Consider the following 19,173-nt stretch of genomic DNA (forward strand, 5'->3'; position numbering starts at 1 on the left):
ACCAGGGGCGCTGCGGTGGCGTTATCGGGAGAACGGCCGTCCCCACGGCGTGTAAGCGTGTGGCAGGCTGCCGACCATGTCAATGCCAGAAGCTGAGGCCGAGACGCATCCGGAACGCGTCGCGTCCGACGGCGACGGGCCCGGGCCGATCGGCCGATGGCTCCGCGCCGACCCCGTCCGCGCCGTGGCGATCGCCCTCATCGCGGTGTCCGTCGCCTGGCGCGCCGGCCTCGCCACCCGTGGCTGGTTCTCGCAGGACGAGTTCGTCATCGCCGCCCAGGTTCTCGACACCGGGCTGGACGCGGACTACCTCCTGCGTACGTTCAACAACCACCTCATGCCCGGCGGCCTGTTGGTGGCGTGGGCGATGGTGCGGGCGGCGGGCTTCGCCACCTGGCCGTGGGTGTTGCTCCTGGCGGTTGGCCAGGCGGCGACCGGGATCGCTGCCTACCGGCTGTTGCGCGATCTGCTCCGGCCCGGTTGGGGCCTGCTCATTCCGTTGTGCCTGTTCGTGTTCTGCCCGCTGACGCTCGAGGTCTCCTCGCTGTGGTTGGTCGGGCTGCTCGTGCTGCCGATGCAGTTGGCCCTGGTCATGGCGGTCGCAGCCCAGGTCCGGTACGTGCGGACCGGTCGTCTGCGGCACCTCGTGGCGGTCGCGCTGTGGCTGGTGTTCGGTCTGCTCTTCGACACCAAGTCCCTGCTGATCGTGCCGCTGCTGTTCCTGCTGACCGTCTTCCTCTTCACCTCCGGTGGTGTGTGGCGCAGTCTCGCGACGGCGATCCGCCGGCACTGGCCGGCCTGGCTGATGCTTTCCGTTCTCGCCGGGGCGTATCTGGCGTTCTACGTGACCCGACCCGCCGCCCGCGAGCTGGACGAGCCCTCGTCCGTCGGCCCGGTCCTCAACTTCCTCGGTGACCTGGTCGGCGAGACGGTGGTGCCGGGTCTGCTCGGAGGTCCCTGGCGCTGGAGCTACGCCGGTGACGGTCCCCCGCTCGTCGACCCGTACGACATCGCCAAGTGGTTGTCGTGGGCGGTGCTGGCGACGCTCGTCGTGGTCACCGTCCGGCGGCGTCCGTCGGCCGGCCGGGCCTGGCTGCTGCTCACCTGCTACCTCGGCCTGGTCGCCGCGCTCTTCGCCATCACCCGGCTGGGCGGGCCGCTCGGCCCACTGGTCGGCGTCGTCCCCCGGTACGTCGCCGATGTGGTGCTGGTCGCCGCGATCTGTGTGGGCGCGGCCCTGCTGGGGATCAAGGACACCGACGAGGACGAGGTGTCGGCGTGGCCGGTGCCGACGGTCCTGCGGGAGCCTGGCGCGTTCGCTGTCGGCCTGGTCTCGATGATCGTCGTCCTGGCGACCATCGGCGTGGGCACCCTGTGGAGCACTGCCCGTTTCGGGGACAACTGGAGTACGAAGTACGGGCGGGACTATCTCGCGACGACGCAGGCCGAGCTCGCCGCAGCGCCGCCGGGTACCGTCTTCTTCGACACCGCCGTCCCGGACCGGGTGATCGCCGGCTACTTCTGGCCGGACAATCTCCAGTCGCACTTCTTCCGCCCGGCCGAGCGTCGACCCACCTTCGTGACGGAGGCCGCGCGACCGTCGACGTTCGATGATCTCGGCCGGATCCGTCCGGTGGTGGTCCAGGGACGGAAGATCGTCCCCGGCCCGGTGGACGGTTGCGGGCACCTCGCCCAGGGCGGGCAACCCACTCGGATCCCGTTGGACGGGTACCTGGTGGAGTGGCCGTACGCGGTGCACTTCGGCTACCTCAGCTCGGGTGACTCGACAGCGCTGTTCCGGCTCGGCGACGCCACCCGCGAGATCACCCTGCGACGCGGGCTGAACGACCTGTACTTCCTGCTGGAGGGTGCGGGGGACGCCGTCGAGGTCACCGTCGCAACGCCAGGGGTCGGGGTGTGCACCGAGCTGATCACCGTCGGCCGGGCGGTGCCGGCATCGTGAATGGTTGAGCCGACCGACGGCGTCGAGGCCGCACCGGTTCGGCGGACGCGGGACACGCTGTGGCTGTACGCGGTCGCGGCGGCGGTCACTGCGGTGGTGCTGGCCCCGCTGGCGGCGCCCGGCTACGCGTTGCTGTACGACATGGTGTTCGTACCCCGGCAGCCGTTGACCTGGGATCTCGTCGCCCCGGCGCAGAGTCTGCCCCGGGCGGTGCCGATGGACGCGCTGGTCTCGCTGGTCACCCAGCTCGTGCCGGGCTGGGTGGTGCAGCGGTTGGCGCTCGCCGGGGCGGTCTTCCTCGCGGCGGTCGGCGCCGGCCGGTTGGTGCCCACCGAACGGCGGGCGGTCCGGCTGTTCGCCGCGTTGGCGTACGCGTGGACGCCGTACCTCGCCGAGCGGTTGCTGATCGGGCAGTGGGGGCTGCTGCTCGCGTACGCCGCGCTGCCCTGGCTGGTGCGGGCGGTGCTGGACCTGCGGGCCGGGCGCGACGGCGCGCTCGCCCGGGTGGTGCTGGCCGCCGCTCCCGCCGCCATCACGCCGACCGGCGGTCTCATCGCGTTGGGCACTGTGCTGGTGCTGACGTCGGACCGGATGCGCGCGCCCCGGTCGCTGCTGGTGTCGCAGCGGATGCATCCGCACCGGTCCCGGCAGGCCTTGGCCGCGGTCGGAGTGCTCAACGCCCCCTGGGTGGTCGCGGCCCTGGTCACCGGCGCCGGGGGTTCCTCGGACCCGGCGGGGGTGGCGGCTTTCGCGGCGCGTTCGGAGAACTGGGCCGGCCCGCTGGTGGCGTTGGCCGGCACCGGCGGCATCTGGAGCGCGCAGGCCACCCCCGCCAGTCGCGCCACGCCACTGGTGCCGGTGGCGACCCTCGTGCTGCTGGTCCTGGCCGGTGTCGGTGCGGGCCTGCTGCGGCGTCGGCTACCCCCGGGTGGGGCGGCGCGCCTGGCGGTGCTCGCCGGGACCGGTTTTCTGTTCGCCGCCTTCGGGCTGCTCCCCGGCGGGGACGCCGCGCTGCGCTGGGCGGTGGTGCACCTGCCCGGCGCGGGGCTGCTGCGAGATGGGCAGAAGTTCCTGGCGCCGTACGCCCTGCTGCTGGTGGTGTGCGCGGCGTTGGGGGCCGAGCGGCTGGTGGCCCGAATCGACCGGGAGGTGGCCGGGGTGGTCCTGGTCGGGCTGCTGTTCCTGCCGGTGGCGGTCCTGCCGGACCTGGCGTTCGGCGGTGTCGGTCGGATCAGGCCGGTGAGCTATCCGGCGGAGTGGCAGCGGGTGGCCGAGCACATCGAGGAGGAGCCGGGGGAGATCCTCGCGTTGCCGCTGAGCGCCTACCGGGCGTACCCGTGGAACCCCGGCCGGGTCGTCCTGGACCCGGCGCCGCGCTACCTGCCGGGGACGGTCCTGACCGACGACACGCTCCGGGTCGGCGACGTCGCCGTGGCCGGCGAGAACCCGCGCGTCCGCGAGATGCGCCGAGCGCTGGCCGAGGGGCGGCCGGTCTGGACCACCGGGGTGCGCTGGGTCCTGGTGCAGCACGAGGTCTCCGGCGAGGTGGACTCTCAGGTGCTCGGCGGCCTCGAGCGCGTCCACGACGGACCGTTCCTGACGCTGTACCGCAACCCGGCGACCGTGCGGGAACCGGGCGGGTCCGGGCCGGCCCGACTGGCGGTGGTGGCGGCCCTCAGCGCTGCCCTTCTGGTGGTCATCGCTGCCGCCGTTTCGGCACTACACCGGCGAGCTACCGCGTGGTAACGTCCGCTCGCACGTCTCGCCATTGGAGGATTGGCATGCGTAGAGCTCTGACCCTGGTCGTGTCTGGCCTGGTGGCGGCGTTGCTGGGGATCCTGGCTCTCGGCGGGATCTCGGCCGCCGCGACCGCCACCGACGAGGAGGCCGCGAGTGAGGCCAAGCTCGTCTCGGAGGCGGCCAAGCGGGCCGGTAAGAAGGACCCGTACGCCCCAGCGGTTTACGGCGACAGGTAGGACGGCTCGCCCCGCTGCTGCACTGGGCGGGGCGACTCCACACCCTTGAGGATCGCCTCGAAGCGCCCACCGGCGGCCTGCCAGGTGAAGCTGGCGGCGTGCTCCCGGGCCTGGGCGCCCATCTCCCGCCGCAGCTCATCCCGGTGCAGAAGCGTGCGCACCTTCAGCAGATAGTCGTCGATGTCGTCGGCCAGCAGGCCGGTACGCCCGTCGACCACCGCTTCGGCGACTCCGCCCGCTCCCCGGAACGCCACGGTCGGGGTGCCCGCCGAACCCGCCTCCACGATCGTGAGCCCCCAGCCCTCCTTGAGGGACGGGGTCAGGGCCACCCAGGCCGAGGCGAGCAGGGCGGCCTTCTCCTCCTCGGTCACGAAGCCCCGGAAGTCCACCCGCTCGGTGATGTCCAGCTCCGCGGCGAGTTCACGCAGGTGCGACTCCCACCAGCCCTGGCCGGCGACGACCAGACGTAGTTGGGGCAGCTCGTCGGCGAGGGCCGCGACGGCCCGCAGCGCCACCTCCACCCGCTTGTGTGGCACCAGACGGTTCAGCGTCACGAGCAGCGGGAACGTCGCCCGTTCGGCGTCGGTGTGGGGCAGCGTCGGGGTGCCGTTGTGCACCACGGAGACCTGCTCCGGCGGCACGCCGAGCACTGCCAACTCTCGCCGGGTCGCCTCGGAGACGGTGACGTACCGGCACCGCTGGTAGAGGCGTATGGCGAGCGAGGATTCGATCCACCAGCCGAACCGGGCGGCCCACTGTGGAAGCACCACTGGCCACTGCTCGCGGTGCACGTGGTGGATCAGCTTGACCACCGGGCGTCGGGCCCACAGCGGGGCGAGGAACGGCAACCCGTTGCAGACGTCGACCAGGACGTCGGGCCGCCCGCCGCGGCGGGCCGCCAGCGGGCCGATGCCCAGCGCGCCCGCTATGTAACAGAGTGCCGCCCAGAGGTAGACGCTGTGTCGACCACCGCGCCGGACCAGCCGTACGCCCGCCTCGTTGACCTCGTCGGCGGGGGCCTGGCTGTGGGCGGCGCAGAAGAGAGTGGCGCGGAATCCGCGGGCCACCAGTTCGGCGGCGATCCGTTCGACGTACACCTCGGAACCGCCGCCCTCGGGGTTGCGGGTGTCTCGCCAGTTGAGGAACAACACGTGTCCGGGCATGCCGAAGCGACGCTCCACGCGAACCCTACTCTCAAGTAATTTAGCGACCCGCGTCACATTAGGGGCTGGTGTGCCGGCCGGCAATGCCCCGATGGGCCAGCGCTGTGCGCTACCCGCCGACTGTGGGCACCGGAGTGCCAGCCGCGACGGTCGGCGGCGTGGTGGTCGGTGCGGCCACGTCGGTGGCGGGGGTCCCGGGCGTCTGCCGACGCCCGGTGGGTCGGCGCCGACCCTGCGACCCGAGCAGTTGCAGGGGCCGCTCGACGCCGTAGTAGCTGACAGTGGCGTACACCAGACCGAAGGCCATGGTGAGGGCGAAGGTGTTGAGCAGCCCGCCGGTGAACAGGGGTCGGTCGTCGACCAGGTAGATGAGTTCGATGACCATGGGGTGCCACAGGAACAGCCCGTACGAGACCGCGCCGAGCCACCGGGCGGACGAACTGCCGAAGATCTCCTTGGCCCGGCTCGGCCCGCCGAAGGCCACCGGGATCAGGATCAGTGCCGCGATCGCGAGGTAGAGGGCCAGCTTGACGCCGAACTCGGCGGCCGTCGGCTCGGTCAGGTCGCGGGGGCCGGCGACGGGCGTCGTCGCGATCGCCATCAGGCCGACGGCGGCGGCCCAGCAGGTGACCGGCGCAGAGGCCAGGTCGTCCAGGACCCGGAAGGCCGCGGGCGCGGTCCCGGTGCGCAGGGCGACGTGCGCCGCCGCCAGTGCCATGCCGGTGCCGAACCAGGCGGCGTACGAGGGGAACCACATGGTGTGCAGGGCAGCGTCGAGCCAGCCGAGCCCCATCATGGTGAGCCATCCCGCGGTCAGCAGCGCACTTCCGCTGACGATCACGATGGTCCGGACCGGACGCCAGGACCGGCCGACGGCGAGCACGGCGACCAGCGGCAGGATCAGGTAGAACACGACCTCGGTGGCGAGACTCCAGGTCTGGCTGAGCCCGGCGCGCAACTGCCCGGCCTGGTAGATCTGGGTGAAGGTGAGGTGGCGGATCCAGTCGCCGACGGACGCCTGCCCGTTCTGCGGCAGGACGACCAGGCAGACCGCGATCGCCAACCAGTAGGCGGGCAGGATGCGCAGGGCTCGACGCCACAGGTAGCGCTTGGTGCGGGGTCGGGCCCGGCCCGTCGCGGCGTTGAGCGCCCACGGCCGAAACAGCAGAAACCCGGACAGTACGAAGAAGATGGCGACGCCGACGTCCAGTCGAGCCAGCCAGCCGCCCCAGGTGGTGTTCATGGTGACGGCGGTCTGGAACCCGACGTGGTGACCGACGACCGCCACCGCGCCGATTGCTCGCAGCGCGTCGAGGGCGGGAAGTCGGCCGGTTACCGAAGGCTCCGAAACTGTTGGCGCGGCGGCTGTGGACATCTGGACATCCAGGGGGTCGCTTTGAAGGTGACCGGGGAGTAACCTCCCGCCATGTTAAGGATCGGGTGCCCCGGACAACAGGTCGTAGGGCGGCAGGTTACAGGAGGATGAGTGAAGCTTCGCGTGGGCGCCGCGCTCTTCGGGCTTGGCGTCTTATTGCTGGTCTTCGCGGCCGGGCTGCCGTTTTATGTGGCCCCCGCCGTGACCAAGCTCCCCTACGATCTTGAGCCAACGACGTCCGTCGCCGAGGCGAAGAACGCCAGGTTCCTGAAGATCACGGCCACCGGCAGCTCGGTGAGCATCGAGGTTCCGCAGGGCGACCTTGTGTCCAACGTGGAGGTCATTCCGCAGCCCGACGACACCAAGGATCGGCTTCCCGAGGACCTCAAGGGCGACGCGGTGATCTGGGACGTCTACCAGACGGTCCGGCGCACCGACAACCAGGACGTGGTCAGCCAGTACAGCACCGAACTCGCTCTCTACCGGATCTCCGGTGCGGCCGCCTCGTGGAAGGACCAGTGGCTCAACGAGACCGGGGCGGACGGCACTCCGGTCGGCAACGTGAAGTACACCGGCCAGATCTACAAGTTCCCGTTCGGCACCGCCAAGCGCGACTACCAGATTTTCGACCGTGACCTGAAGCGGGCCACTCCGGCGAAGTTCGTCGGCACCGAGAAGATCAAGGGCATCGAGACGTACCGCTTCGAGCAGCGGATCGACAACGAGGTGCTGGCCACCCCGGAGAGCAGCATCCAGACGCTGGTCGGCAAGTTCGCGCCCGGTGCCACCAGCGGTCAGATCGTCTACAGCAACATCCGGACGGTCTGGGTCGACCCGGTCACCGGCTCCTACGTGAATGTGCGGGAGCAGCAGCACAAGGAACTGCGCCCCAACACCGGCACCCCCACCGTGCTGTTGGACGCGGACTTCAACTACACCGACGACACTGTCAGCCGCAGTGTCGAGACGGTCAAGGACAACCGCTTCAAGATCGGCCTGATCAGTTTCTGGGGCCCGATCGTCGCCGGCGTCCTCGGTCTGATCGCTGTCGTCTTCGGTGTGTGGCTGGTGACCCGACCCGAGGGTGGGACGGCCCGGCACCGCGCCGAGCCGGCGGTCGACGACCCGACGCCGACGCGGGTTGACCAGGAGCCCGTGCGTGACACGGACACCGTCGAGCAGCCCAGACCGCAGCCGGTCGGCGGGCCACTGACCGACGAGATCCCGCCGGCTTCGACCAACTGGAAGTCGGAGGACCCGACCGTGCCGACCCAGCGTCCAGCTCCGGGCGAGGTGGAGCAGCGCTGACGCGCGTACGACCGGACGTACGACCGAGGGGTGGGCCGCGACGCGGTCCGCCCCTCGGTCATGTGACAACCCGTACGACCTGCGTGCTTTACATTTGTTATTCGATTGTAATTAGTCAATGTAGAGTCACGTTGCGCTGATCCTGCCACCGTCCTACGCCCGACTTGTGGCTATGCAGGAGGGTTGTGAGGGCAAATTCGTTCACTTTCGGTGATGCCGCACCTCCGCTTGGTCGCCCGACTGTTACCGCCCGGTAATCAGGGGGTTGTGACCTGCGCCGCATCGGGTGCACCATCAAGCCCGATGGTTACCAGCCGGTAACAGAACGCGGGCTCCCAGTGCGGGCCGCCCGCTCGGGACCGGCCACTCGCGCGCATCGACCCGAGGAGGAACCCGTGCAGGATCGGTTAGACAGTCAGGGTCGTACCCGATGGTGGCGTTTCGCCGCCATGATGGTGCCCGCCACGGCGGCTGCCGGCGCCATCCTCTTCGGAATGTCGACCGGCGCGATCGCGTCCGACATCACGGTCTCCGGGCAGACGTTCAAAATCGGCGCCGACCGCCTGGAGGGCGACGGCTTCAAGCAGTACGGCGGCATCGTCCGCGAGAAGGGCAAGGACGGAAAGTCCGGTCAGGTCCACCCGATCGCGCTCTCCGAGATCAGCAGCGCCGAGTTGTACAGCCTCTGCCAGTCCGTCCGCGCCGACCTGCCGGGCCTGCCGGTGGTGCTCACCATCAACGCCGGCGAGGGCAAGGAACCCGCCCGCGCCAAGGACCTGCTGATCGCGATGGACTCGTTGAACGGCAACGCGACCTTCACCAACATCAGGATCGGTCGGGACGCCACCGACCTGAACCCGACGGCGCAGGCCGGCTCGTTCGGCCAGAACTCCGACCACGTCACCATCACCAACCTGCAACAGGTGTCCCGCTACACAACGGCGGCCACGTTCAACCTGGTCGGCCTCCGACTCAAGGTCAACGTAGGTGACGACGCCAAGGGCAAGGAGTGCTTCTGAACTGAGCCGCGGCCCGCGGTGGTCAGCACCGCGGGCCGGGCCCATGCCCCCGTCCCCGCTCGGTCCCGTCCCCGCTCGGCCAGGAGGAGTACGTGACAACCGCGAACCCGTCCCACGCCCGGCCCGGTGGTCCGGCTCAGGCGTGGCGGCTCTTCCGCCGCTGGCAGCGCAGCCGACCGTTCTGGGGCGGGTTGCTCATCGCCCTGGCCGGGCTGGAGATGTTCGCCTCCACCCGGATGACCCTCAACGGCCTCAGCTTCCACAGCGGTGCGACCGGTCTGCTCTCGCTGCTGATCCCGATCATCCTGGTGACCTGTGGCCTGCTGCTCTGGTTCACCCCGGCGCAGCGGCTGTTCTACTCGGTCGTCGCGGCGGTCACCGCTGTGTACTCGCTGATCGGGCTCAACCTGGGCGGCTTCTTCGTCGGTCTGCTGCTCGGCATCGTCGGCAGCGCGCTCGCCTTCGCCTGGACCCCGATTCACTCCACCCCACCCACCCCGCCGCCGGCCGAGATCGAGCAGAACGGCGACGACCCGGGCGGTGCCGGCCTGGCCGGCGTCGGCCTGGCCGATGGTGACGCCGACCGATCCGACAGTGGCGGCGCCGAGCAGGACGGTGTCAGCCAGACCGGCGCCAGCCAAGGCGGCGCTGGCCGGGGCGGTGTCGTGCCTGTCGATCATCCGGGGGGCGGAGCGTCCGACGAGGGTGCGCCGCCCGAGTGGCCGGGACGTTCCGCTGATCCGCGAGCCTTCGCCGTCGCTCTCGTGATCCTCGGCCTGGCAGCCGTCGGCCTGGCCAGCCAGCCCCGAGCGGTGCAGGCCGCACCGAACCGACCGGCCCCGACCAGCTGTCCCACCCCGTCCCGGGCCGTCACTCCGTCGCCCAGTCGCAGCGCGGCCACGCCGACGCCCACCCCGAGCCCCGCGCGGGGCGGCAACGTGATCACCGACATCCTGGACGGGATCGGCGACCTGCTCGGCATCGGCGGCCAAGAGGACCCCGCGCCCTCGGCGCGGCCCACCGCCACGCCGACAGCGCGGCCCACCAGCACGGCGACGCCCCGCCCCGGCCCCGCCGACTGTCCGTCGCAGCCCCCGGGCAGACCGGCCCCGGGCAAACCCGGAACGCCGGCACCCGGCAGGCCGGAAACGGTGCAGCCGGGCAAACTTCTGCCGCGGATCGCCGCCGATCCGGCCCTGCCGACCGTGGCCCAGACGCCGTCGAAGCTCACCGGGTCGTCGGTGCGAATGACCGGGCTGCGGTTCGACGGGGTCACGGACCTGCACACGGTCAAGGGCGACCTCAAGGTGCTGAAGTTCAGCATGCGGGAGGCGGTGACCGCCGACTTCCTGCTGCGGGCCGACGGCCCCGCAGGGCGCAACCAGCGGTACGCGACCAACCAGTTGACAGTGCGGGGAGACGTGGCCTTCTACGCGACCCGGTTCGTCGGCCGACTGCTCGGCATCAAGATCACGCTGACTCCGGATCTACCGCTACCGGACGGCCTTCCGATCACCTCGCCCATCCCGATCACGTTCACCGACCCCGCCATCGACCTGGCGTACGTCACCAGCGACACGCTGACCGCCCGCCCGGCGTTGGCACTCACCCTCGGCTGAGCGCACAGCCGCAGAGCGGCCTCGGGGGGTGGAGCGCCAGCAGCCGCGGCGCGCACGTGGCCGCGCGCGGCGACGGACTCGTCGTACCGTCGGCGCGCGCAGCCACCGCCGGTGTCAGAGCCGGGCCAGCGCCCGGCGCAGCGGGTCGAGACCCAGCGCGCCCAGGTCCAACGCCTGCCGGTGGAACTCCCGCAGGTCGAAATCGGCGCCCTTGCGGGCCTTGGCGTCCTCGCGGGCCTGGAGCCAGATCCGCTCACCCACCTTGTACGACGGCGCCTGCCCCGGCCAACCCAGGTAGCGGTTCAGCTCGAAGCGCAGGTTCTCGTCCGGAACCCGGCAGTGCGCCCGCATGAACTCCCAGCCCAGCTCGGGCGTCCACCGTTCGCCCGGGTGGAAACCGAACGGATTGTCCTTCGGGATCTCCAGCTCCAGGTGCATGCCGATGTCCACGATCACCCGTGCCGCGCGCATCGCCTGGCCGTCGAGCATGCCCAGCTTGTCGCCCGGATCCTCCAGGTAGCCCAGCTCGTCCATCAGCCGCTCCGAGTAGAGCGCCCAGCCCTCACCGTGCCCGGAGACCCAGCAGAGCAGCCGCTGCCAACGGTTGAGCAGGTCAGCCCGGACGGCGGTCTGCCCCACCTGGAGGTGGTGACCCGGCACGCCCTCGTGGAAGACGGTGGTCACCTCTCGCCAGGTGGAGAAGTCGGTGATGCCCTGCGGCACCGCCCACCACATGCGACCCGGGCGGGAGAAGTCCTCACTCGGGCCGGTGTAGTAGATGGCGCCGTCACTGGTCGGTGCGAGGCAGCACTCGATGCGGCGGACCTGCTCCGGGATGTCGAAGTGGGTGCCGTGCAGCTCGGTGATCGCCTTGTCGGCCAGCGCCTGCATCCAGTCCCGGAACGCCTCCTTGCCCTGGATGGTCCGGGCCGGGTCGGCGTCCAACGTGGCCACGGCCTCGTCGACGCTGGCACCGGAGCCGGCGATCCGCCCCGCCACGACCCGCATCTCCGCCTCCAGGCGGGCCAGCTCCGCGAAGCCCCAGGCGTACGTCTCGTCCAGGTCGACCTTGGCGCCGAGGAAGTACTGCGAGGCGAGCTCGTAGCGCTCCCGGCCGGCGGCCTGCTTGTCCCGCCCGTGCGGGGCCAGCTCGGTACGCAGGAACTGGCCGAACTCGGCGGTCGCCGCGGTCGCCGCCGCCGCACCCCGACGCAGCTCCGAGCCGAGCGTGCCGTCCGCCCCGAGCCGCTCGACCAGCCCGTGGAAGAAGTTGTCACCGGTCGGGTCGACCCAGATGTCGCACTGCTTGGCCACCTCGACCAGCTGCACCTTCGAGCTGACCTCACCGGCGGCGAGAGCCTCACGCAGGGTGGTCTTGTAGCCCTCCAGGGCGGCGCCGAAGCCGTTGAGCCGGGCGGCGATGTTGGCCTGGTCGTCGCTGGTAGCGGTGGGCATCAGGTCGAACACCATGCGGATCTCGTGCAGCCCACTGGTGATCACGCTGACCTCGCTGGTCACCTCGCCGGCGTCGTACCGGGCGAGGTCCAGGCCGAGCCGTTCCTGCATGGCCTCCTTGGCGGTCCGTTCCGATTCGGTCTCCGGCTCGGTCACCTCCAGCTCGGCGAGGGTCCGGCGGGTGAGGTCCGCGCGCGCCCCGTAGCCGTCGGGCGAGAGGTCGTCGAGCTGGTCGTCATGGCCGGCGATGCCGACGAAGGTCGCGCCGGTGGGGCTCAACGGCGCCCACTCGGCCACGTAGCGGTTGGCGAGTTCATCAATTCGTCCCACGCTGCGACCCTACGTGACCACCCCACCCCCGTGTCGCCGACGTTTGTCGTGTTGGAGCTGCGGGTTCAGGCACGGCGTGACTGCGGGAAAGGCGTGCGACTTTGTCGCACGGTTGCGGCAGAGTGTCAGGGGTGACCACCGATACCACTCCTGACAAAGCGCCGGTCCGCGCCTGGCTGCCCGGCTTTGTCGCCCTCGCCGCGATCTGGGGTTCCAGCTTTCTCTTCATCAAGGTCGGGGTGGCCGAGCTGCACCCGGTCCAACTCACCCTCTACCGGGTCGTCGCCGGCGCGTTGACCCTGCTGGTGGTCCTCGCCGTGCTGCGCGACCGGCTCCCCCGCGAGCCCCGGGTCTGGGCACACCTGACAGTCGTCGCCGCCTTCGGCGTGGCGGTGCCGTTCACCCTCTTCGGCTACGGCGAGCAGCGGGTCGAGTCGATGCTGGCCGGCATCTGGAACGCCACCACGCCGTTGATCGTCCTGCCGTTGGCGGTGCTGGTCTTCCGCACCGAGCGGCTCACAGTGCGCCGTGCGGTCGGGCTCGGGCTGGGCTTCGTCGGAGTGCTGGTGGTGCTCGGGGTCTGGGAGGGCATCGGCGGGGCGCACTTCACCGGGCAGCTCATGTGCTTCGGTGCGGCAGCCTGCTACGGCGTGGCCATCCCGTACCAGAAGCGGTTCGTCGCCGGCAGCTCCTACTCGGGCCTGTCGCTCTCCACCGCGCAACTCCTGCTCGCCGCCGCGCAGTTGGCCGTCGTCACCCCCTTCGTCGCCGGCCTGCCGCCGCTGCCCACCGAGCTGTCGGCGGGGGTGGTGGCAAGTGTGCTGACCCTCGGCGCGCTCGGCACCGGGCTCGCGTTCGTGATCAACATGCGCAACATCCGGGTGGCCGGCGCGAGCACCGCGTCCACGGTCACGTACCTGATTCCGATCTTCGCGGTGCTGATCGGTGCTCTGGCGCTCGACGAACGACTCAACTGGCACCAACCGGTCGGCGCACTGATCGTGCTGCTCGGGGTCGCGGTCGCGCAGGGGATGTTCAGTCGCCGCCGGAGCAGCCCGGTCGTCGGCGTCGGCGCTCCCGCCACACCCGCCGCCGAACCCGCCCGCCGCTGACGGACCACCGCTGGATCCGGTACGTGATCGACTCGGTTTCCTTGAAGTCGGGGTGTCCGGCGGACCGGGACACCCCGACTTCAAGGAACGCGAGTTGATCAGCGCGGAGGGGCCGGGCGGGGCTGGTCAGGTGCGGTCGTGCGTCCAGGCCACCAGTTGCTCCGCCGACCAGGTGTTGACCACGCGGTCGGCGGGGACGCCGCAGAGGGCGGCGCGTTCACAGCCGAACCGTTGCCAGTCGAGTTGGCCGGGCGCGTGCGCATCGGTGTCGATGGCGAACCGGCAGCCGGCCTCCAGGGCGCGGCGGATCAGGCGCTTCGGCGGGTCCTGCCGCTCCGGCCGAGAGTTGATCTCGACGGCGGTGTCGTGCTCGGCGCAGGCGGCGAAGACGGCGTCCGCGTCGAAGTCGCTCTCCGCCCGGGTACGCGCCCGGTGCCCCCGATCGCCCGGACCGGTCACCCCGGCCGGGCGGGACGACACCATCCGGCCGGTGACGTGACCGAGGATGTCCAGGTGCGGGTTGGCGACCGCCTTCAGCATGCGCCGGGTCATCTTCGACCGCTCGTCCTTCAGGCCGCTGTGCACCGACCCGACCACCACGTCGAGCCGCGCCAACAGGTCCTCGTCCTGGTCCAGGGAACCGTCGGCGAGGATGTCCACCTCGATCCCGGTGAGGATCCGGAAACCCTCGGGCAGCGCCGCGTTTACCTGCGCCACGTGGTCGAGCTGCCGGCGTAGCCGCTCCGCGGTCAGCCCCCGGGCCACCGTCAGCCGGGGCGAGTGGTCGGTCAGCACCAGGTACTCGTGGCCCAACTCCACGGCGGCCAACGCCATCTCCTCGATCGGCGAGCCGCCGTCGGACCAGTCCGAGTGGGTGTGACAGTCGCCGCGCAGGGCGGCGCGGAGCGCCGTGGCCTCGGCGTCCAGGTCGCTGCCCTCGGTCGCCACCAGCCGGCGGAGGTAGACCGGTTCCTCACCGGCGAGGGACTCCGCCACGCAGCGGGCCGTGACGTCACCGACACCGGCCAGTTCGGTGAGCGTGCCGTTGCCGGCCCGTTCGGTCAGCTCGGCCGCAGGCAGACCGGCCAGCGCCTTCGCCGCCGACCGGAACGCGCGTACCCGGTAGGTGGCCTCGTTCGCCCGTTCCAGCAGGAACGCGATCCGGCGCAGGTCGGCGATGGGATCTCTCGCGCGAGCCATGTCAGGGCGCCTTCGGGCAGCCGTGCTTGCGTTGCCACCCGGTGACCTCGGCGGCCGGCTCCCGGTTGCCGCCGCGCCGCCAGGAGTCCAGGTAACGCGCCGGCCAGATCACCCCGCGCCGGATCCACCAGCCGTCCTTGCCCGCGCACGCCGGCGAGATGCCGAAGTGCACATGACACACGTTGTTCGCGTTGCCGGTGCGGCCCACCTTGCCGAGCTGCTGCCCGGCGCGGACCCGCACCCCGGCGTCGACTCCGCTGGTCACGACACTCAGGTGCGAGCCGTAGTAGCGCACCCCGTCGTCGCCGAGCAGGGCGACCGACAGGCCGCCGTTGTCCGGGCCCTGTGGCCCACGCTTGCGGTACCGGTCCACGCGGCTCACCTCCAGCACCGTCCCGTCGGTCACCGCCACGAACGGCTCACCGCAGTCGGCGAAGAGGTCCGTCGCCGGGTACGCCCCGTGCGTCGGGTGGTAGTCGACGTCGTCGGCGCGTACCGGAAAGACGTGCTTGAGCCCGGCGCGGGGTGCCGTCGCCGACGGCCTGGCCGACGACGGCGCCGGGGAGCTCGGGTCGGTCGCCGCCGGCGGGGGCGGCTGCGACGCCGGCTGGTCGGCGGTCGCCCAGACCGGAGGTGGCGTCGGCGCGGCCCCGTCGGGCACCCCCGGCCGGGTGGTCGCACAGCCGGCGGCCAGCACCGGGGCGAGCAACAGCAGGATCGGGTACGCCGGACGAGCGCGGCGGCTGATCGTCGGCGAGGACATCCGGTCATCCTGGCAGAGCCGGTACGGTGGGCACGAGCGGCACGCGTGAGGGAGGGCAGCGACGGTGACCATTGCCCGACCCGAGCCTGGCCCGGATTTCGGTGCCGTCCGCCCGGCGCCGCGTACCCCGTCGGGTCTCTTCCCCTCCGGGCCACCGACGCGGCCCACCTACCGCGAGCCGCACCCGGTCACCGGCGGAGGTGTCGCATCCGGTGGCGGCGCGGCGGCCGGCTGGCTGCTGCTGTTCGGCCTGCTCGGCACCGACGTGGCCAGCTACGCGTGGTGGACGGTGTTCGCCGGCCTGTTGGCCTGGGTCACCGCCCTGGTGCTGGTCCGCTTCGGCGACCGAGGGGTGGCCACCGGGGTCGCCATCGTCACGGCGGGTGGTTGGAGCATCGCCGCCGCAGTGGTGGCGGTCCGCTGGGCCACCAGCGGTGACTGGCCGCTGTGGTGACCGGCACGGACAGGCCCCGAAACGGTGCTCGGTGACTGCACCGTGTGCCCGGTTGGCTGCGTAGCGAACGCCGTCTTGACGTGGCCGCCGAGACTCGGCACGCTCGGGACTATGGCCTGGACCACTCCCCGGCAGGATCCCGATCGCAATCGCCGTCGACTGCAGTTGCTGGCCGAGTTGGCGGGCGCCCGGGCGGTCCGCCAGCGCAGCCGACCGCAGCGGCAGCGCACCGAGCGTCTGCGCCAGCTCATCGCCACCCGCCGTCGAGTCGTCGGCTGATCCGACTTTGTCAGGAATGACCCGCCCTTCGGGGCGTTGACGGGTCGCCTGCCGACCCGACCGGCTAACGTGCACGCGTAACGAGTCGACGCTGTGTCGAGGGCTATTGGGGGGACCGTGTCGTACTTCGCTGCGGCCGTGGTGCGCGACGACAGTGGCTGGACCGCCGCCGAGGTCAGCCTGCGTGGCGCCACCGACATCGACGAGGTTGCCGACCGGCTGCGTGACGTCGACCAGGAGGCCGACGTGTCGCTGCTGTTCGTCGAGGCCGATGACTTGTACCTGGTGATCCTGCGCCTCGACGAGGGCGAGGACCTGCGGGTGTTCGGTTCGGACTCCGCGTACGCCGAGGAGTCGCAGCTCGGGTCGCTGCTGGTCGGTGATCTGAAGACCTCGGTCACCGGGCTCGACGGTGACGACGAGCCACGCCCGGTGAGCACCGGTGACGAGGAGAGCGAGCAGCCCGTCGTCGACCCGGAGGCCGACCCGGTCGGTGACGCCGACCTGCTGGCCAACCTGGGCATCTCCGCGCAGAAGCTGCTGACCCTCTGCTCGCACGAGGGGATGATGCCGGCCGACGTCACCGCCGAGATCTGCCAGGTGCTCGGGTGCGCCGACGAGGTCGAGGAGCTGCGTGAGGTCTGAGCCGGCAGACGCCACCGATCCGTCGCTGGAGTCGATCCGACCGGGCCAGCCGACCCCCGGAGCGGTGGGCCGCGCCGGGCCCGGCGCGCACGAGGGCCTGGCCGACCTGGGCGAGGTCGGCAGACGACAGCGGCACGACCTGTGGATGCGCCGCGCCTTGGAGGTGGCCGTCGCCGGTCCACCCGTCGACGACACCGTCGGCACCGACGTCGACGACGTGCCGGTGGGTGCGGTGCTCTACGGGCCGGACGGCACCGAGTTGGCCACCGGACGCAACGAGCGGGAGCTGACCGGCGACCCCACCGCCCACGCCGAGGTGCTGGCCCTGCGCCGGGGTGCCGAGCGCACCGGCCGGTGGCGGCTGGACGGCTGCACCCTGGTGGTCACCCTCGAACCGTGCACCATGTGCGCCGGGGCGCTGGTGCTGGCCCGGGTCTCCACTGTCGTGTTCGGCGCGTGGGAGCCCAAGACCGGCGCGGCCGGATCGCTCTGGGACGTGCTGCGGGACCGTCGGCTCAACCACCGCCCCGAGGTCTACGGCGGGGTGCTGGAGGCCGAGACCGCCACCGTCCTGCGCGCGTTCTTCCGCTGAAGCCGAGCCGCCGGTCAGGCCGGTGGCACTGTGACAGTGACGATCAGACCGCCGTCCGGGCGGGGCTGTGCCTCGGCGGTGCCGCCGTGGGCCCGGGCCACCGCGCGGACGATGGACAGCCCCAGCCCGAAGCCCCGCGCGCCGACGACCCGCTCCCGCGACAGCCGACGAAAGGGCTGGAACATCGTCTCGACGTCGTAACCGGGGATGACCGGGCCGGTGTTTGTCACAGTGAGGGTGGGCCGGCCGTCGACCAGCCCGGTGCGCACCTCCACCCAACCGTCGGCGGGCAGGTTGTGGCGCAGCGCGTTCTCCACCAGGTTGAACGTGAGCCGCTCCAACAGCACCGGGTCGCCGCTGGTGGGCGCCGGGGCCAGGGCCCGCCGAACCAGCACGTCGGGCGCCTGCTTCCCGGCCTGATCGGTCGTGTGCGCGCAGACCTCGGCCAGGTCGACAGGCGTACGCTCGGTCAGCTCGTTCTCCGAGTCGGCCAGGGTCAGCAGACCGTCGATCAGCCGCTCGTGGCGTTCGTTGACCGCCAGTAGCGACTCGCCCAGTCGCCGGGTCTCCGCCGAGGCGTCCGGGCGGGTGACAGCCAGCTCCACCAGGGCGCGGTTGAGCGCCAGCGGCGTACGCAGCTCGTGCGAGGCGTTCGCCACGAACCGGCGCTGCCCGTCGAAGGAACGATCCAGCCGTTCCAGCATCTCGTCGAAGGTGTCGGCGAGTTCGCGTACCTCGTCGGGAGGGCCGGTGAGCGCGATCCGCTCGTGCAGACCACGGCCGGCGGTGTCCGCGCCGGCGATCCGGCGGGCCGTGCCGGTGATCTGGAGCAGTGGCTGCAACGCCCGGCCGGCGAGCAACCAGCCGAACGCGATCGCCACCGTCGACACCACGATCAACGCGATGCCGCCCTGGGTGAGCAGCGACTCCAGCGCGTTGCGCTTCGCCTCGTCCTGCACCTCCTCCAACAGGGCGCGCAGGTTGTCGACGTTCTGCCCGCTGGGCGTCGTGGGGGCGGTCTTCGGCAGGTCGCGCAGTTTCACCCCGAACGGCTGCGGCATCCGCTGATCCACCAGCACGTACGTGACGGCGAGCAGGACCACGCCGGCCAACAGGAAGAGCCCGCCGTAGATGAGGGTGAGCCGGGCGCGGATCGTGAGGCGTTTCATCGGATCTGGTACCCCGCCCCCGGGACCGTCTCGATCACCGGTGGGTCGCCGAGTTTGCGGCGCAGCTTCATGACTGTCACCCGGACCACGTTGGTGAACGGGTCGATGTGCTCGTCCCAGGCGCGTTCCAGCAGGTCCTCGGCGGAGACCACCGCGCCGTCGGCGCGCAACAGCTCGGCCAGCACCGCGAACTCCTTGCGGGACAGCGCCACGTGCCGGTCGTCCCGGCGTACCTCGTGTCGGGCCGGGTCGAGTTGGATGCCGGCGCGACGCAGCGTCGGCGGTGCCGCCGGGCGGGACCGGCGGGTCAGCGCGTGCACCCGGGCCGACAGCTCGACCAGGGCGAACGGCTTGGTCAGGTAGTCGTCGGCGCCGAGCGCCAACCCCGCCACCCGCTCCCGGACCGCCGCCGACGCGGTCAACATCAGCACCCGGGTCTCCCCGCCCGCGTCCACGATCGCCCGGCACACGTCGTCGCCGTGCACCACCGGCAGGTCCCGGTCCAGGACCACCACGGCGTACTCGTTGACGCCGAGCCGTTCCAACGCGGCGTCCCCGTCGTACGCCACGTCGACAGCGAACGACTCCCGACGCAGCCACTCGGCGATGGCGTCCGCCAGCACGTTCTCGTCCTCGACCACCAGCACTCTCACCCCTCCATGGTGCTCGGGGTGCGGTAACGCCGGCATAACCGCCGACGGTAACGCCGGGGATACGTCCGCTGCCGTGCACTGGGTGTCACGTTCGGCGA

18 protein-coding genes are annotated in these 19,173 nt (G+C 71.4%); 11 read left to right on the top strand and 7 right to left on the bottom strand.

Features of this window, described 5'->3' with window-relative positions; translation table 11 throughout:
- Positions 1 to 82: 82 nt before the first annotated feature.
- The 3 genes from OG598_RS28030 to OG598_RS28040 are packed head-to-tail and all read left to right on the top strand — an operon-like array spanning position 83 to position 3,939.
- Complete coding sequence (locus OG598_RS28030; RefSeq protein ID WP_442931538.1) at positions 83 to 1,963, top strand: hypothetical protein; 1,881 nt, start codon at positions 83 to 85, stop codon at positions 1,961 to 1,963.
- Positions 1,964 to 3,709, top strand: coding sequence for a hypothetical protein (locus OG598_RS28035; RefSeq protein ID WP_328651762.1), 1,746 nt, complete (start codon positions 1,964 to 1,966; stop codon positions 3,707 to 3,709).
- Positions 3,710 to 3,744: 35 nt separating this feature from the next.
- The gene (locus OG598_RS28040; protein WP_112589285.1) at positions 3,745 to 3,939 is read left to right on the top strand and encodes a hypothetical protein; all 195 of its coding nucleotides are present in this window, start codon (positions 3,745 to 3,747) and stop codon (positions 3,937 to 3,939) included.
- On the opposite strand, the gene OG598_RS28045 is transcribed toward OG598_RS28040, so the two are convergent.
- Positions 3,924 to 5,102, bottom strand: a complete 1,179-nt coding sequence (locus OG598_RS28045; protein ID WP_328655459.1) for a glycosyltransferase family 4 protein — start codon at positions 5,100 to 5,102, stop codon at positions 3,924 to 3,926. The two genes, OG598_RS28040 and OG598_RS28045, sit on opposite strands and share 16 nt — an antisense overlap.
- A gap of 109 nt (positions 5,103 to 5,211) precedes the next feature.
- Entirely contained in the window at positions 5,212 to 6,477 is a 1,266-nt protein-coding gene (locus tag OG598_RS28050; protein WP_328651763.1) for an acyltransferase family protein, read from the bottom strand.
- 111 nt (positions 6,478 to 6,588) lie between these two features.
- Here OG598_RS28050 and OG598_RS28055 point away from each other — a divergent pair, with 111 nt between their 5' ends.
- The 3 genes from OG598_RS28055 to OG598_RS28065 all read left to right on the top strand — a co-directional run bounded on the left by OG598_RS28055 (position 6,589) and on the right by OG598_RS28065 (position 10,423).
- The gene (locus tag OG598_RS28055; RefSeq protein WP_328651764.1) at positions 6,589 to 7,785 is read left to right on the top strand and encodes a DUF3068 domain-containing protein; all 1,197 of its coding nucleotides are present in this window, start codon (positions 6,589 to 6,591) and stop codon (positions 7,783 to 7,785) included.
- Positions 7,786 to 8,180: 395 nt separating this feature from the next.
- Positions 8,181 to 8,804 carry a DUF6230 family protein gene (locus OG598_RS28060; RefSeq protein WP_112700053.1) on the top strand — a complete coding sequence of 208 codons (624 nt, stop codon included), beginning with the start codon at positions 8,181 to 8,183 and terminating at the stop codon, positions 8,802 to 8,804.
- 92 nt (positions 8,805 to 8,896) lie between these two features.
- A complete protein-coding gene (locus OG598_RS28065) occupies positions 8,897 to 10,423 on the top strand; it encodes a DUF6114 domain-containing protein (protein WP_328651765.1) in 1,527 nt (508 codons plus the stop codon).
- Positions 10,424 to 10,537: 114 nt separating this feature from the next.
- Here the strand turns inward: OG598_RS28065 and OG598_RS28070 are convergent, their stop codons facing one another.
- Positions 10,538 to 12,208 (bottom strand): DUF885 domain-containing protein, encoded by a 1,671-nt coding sequence (locus tag OG598_RS28070; protein WP_328651766.1) that lies wholly within the window; start codon positions 12,206 to 12,208, stop codon positions 10,538 to 10,540.
- A gap of 131 nt (positions 12,209 to 12,339) precedes the next feature.
- Between OG598_RS28070 and OG598_RS28075 the strand changes: the two genes are divergently transcribed.
- Positions 12,340 to 13,320, top strand: coding sequence for a DMT family transporter (locus OG598_RS28075; protein WP_328651767.1), 981 nt, complete (start codon positions 12,340 to 12,342; stop codon positions 13,318 to 13,320).
- Between the two features lie 126 nt (positions 13,321 to 13,446).
- Here the strand turns inward: OG598_RS28075 and OG598_RS28080 are convergent, their stop codons facing one another.
- The gene (locus OG598_RS28080; protein WP_328651768.1) at positions 13,447 to 14,520 is read right to left on the bottom strand and encodes a PHP domain-containing protein; all 1,074 of its coding nucleotides are present in this window, start codon (positions 14,518 to 14,520) and stop codon (positions 13,447 to 13,449) included.
- Position 14,521: 1 nt separating this feature from the next.
- A complete protein-coding gene (locus tag OG598_RS28085; protein ID WP_328651769.1) occupies positions 14,522 to 15,283 on the bottom strand; it encodes a M23 family metallopeptidase in 762 nt (253 codons plus the stop codon).
- A 64-nt stretch (positions 15,284 to 15,347) separates the two neighbouring features.
- On the opposite strand from OG598_RS28085, the gene OG598_RS28090 reads away from it, so the two are divergent.
- The 4 genes from OG598_RS28090 (at position 15,348) to OG598_RS28105 (ending at position 17,253) form a co-directional block, all read left to right on the top strand.
- Positions 15,348 to 15,737, top strand: a complete 390-nt coding sequence (locus OG598_RS28090; protein WP_328651770.1) for a hypothetical protein — start codon at positions 15,348 to 15,350, stop codon at positions 15,735 to 15,737.
- Positions 15,738 to 15,848: 111 nt separating this feature from the next.
- The gene (locus OG598_RS28095; protein ID WP_167362451.1) at positions 15,849 to 16,016 is read left to right on the top strand and encodes a hypothetical protein; all 168 of its coding nucleotides are present in this window, start codon (positions 15,849 to 15,851) and stop codon (positions 16,014 to 16,016) included.
- Positions 16,017 to 16,133: 117 nt separating this feature from the next.
- Positions 16,134 to 16,661, top strand: coding sequence for a tRNA adenosine deaminase-associated protein (locus tag OG598_RS28100; RefSeq protein WP_328651771.1), 528 nt, complete (start codon positions 16,134 to 16,136; stop codon positions 16,659 to 16,661).
- Positions 16,662 to 16,806: 145 nt separating this feature from the next.
- The gene (locus OG598_RS28105) at positions 16,807 to 17,253 is read left to right on the top strand and encodes a nucleoside deaminase (protein ID WP_328655460.1); all 447 of its coding nucleotides are present in this window, start codon (positions 16,807 to 16,809) and stop codon (positions 17,251 to 17,253) included.
- Positions 17,254 to 17,267: 14 nt separating this feature from the next.
- On the opposite strand, the gene OG598_RS28110 is transcribed toward OG598_RS28105, so the two are convergent.
- Positions 17,268 to 18,422: a sensor histidine kinase gene (locus tag OG598_RS28110; protein ID WP_328651772.1), complete on the bottom strand. Its 1,155-nt coding sequence runs from the start codon at positions 18,420 to 18,422 to the stop codon at positions 17,268 to 17,270.
- Positions 18,419 to 19,075, bottom strand: a complete 657-nt coding sequence (locus OG598_RS28115) for a response regulator transcription factor (RefSeq protein ID WP_181518658.1) — start codon at positions 19,073 to 19,075, stop codon at positions 18,419 to 18,421. Before OG598_RS28115 ends, OG598_RS28110 begins: the two co-directional genes overlap by 4 nt.
- Positions 19,076 to 19,173: the final 98 nt, after the last annotated feature.

Source organism: Micromonospora sp. NBC_00330, assembly GCF_036136635.1.
GTDB lineage: Bacteria > Actinomycetota > Actinomycetes > Mycobacteriales > Micromonosporaceae > Micromonospora > Micromonospora salmantinae.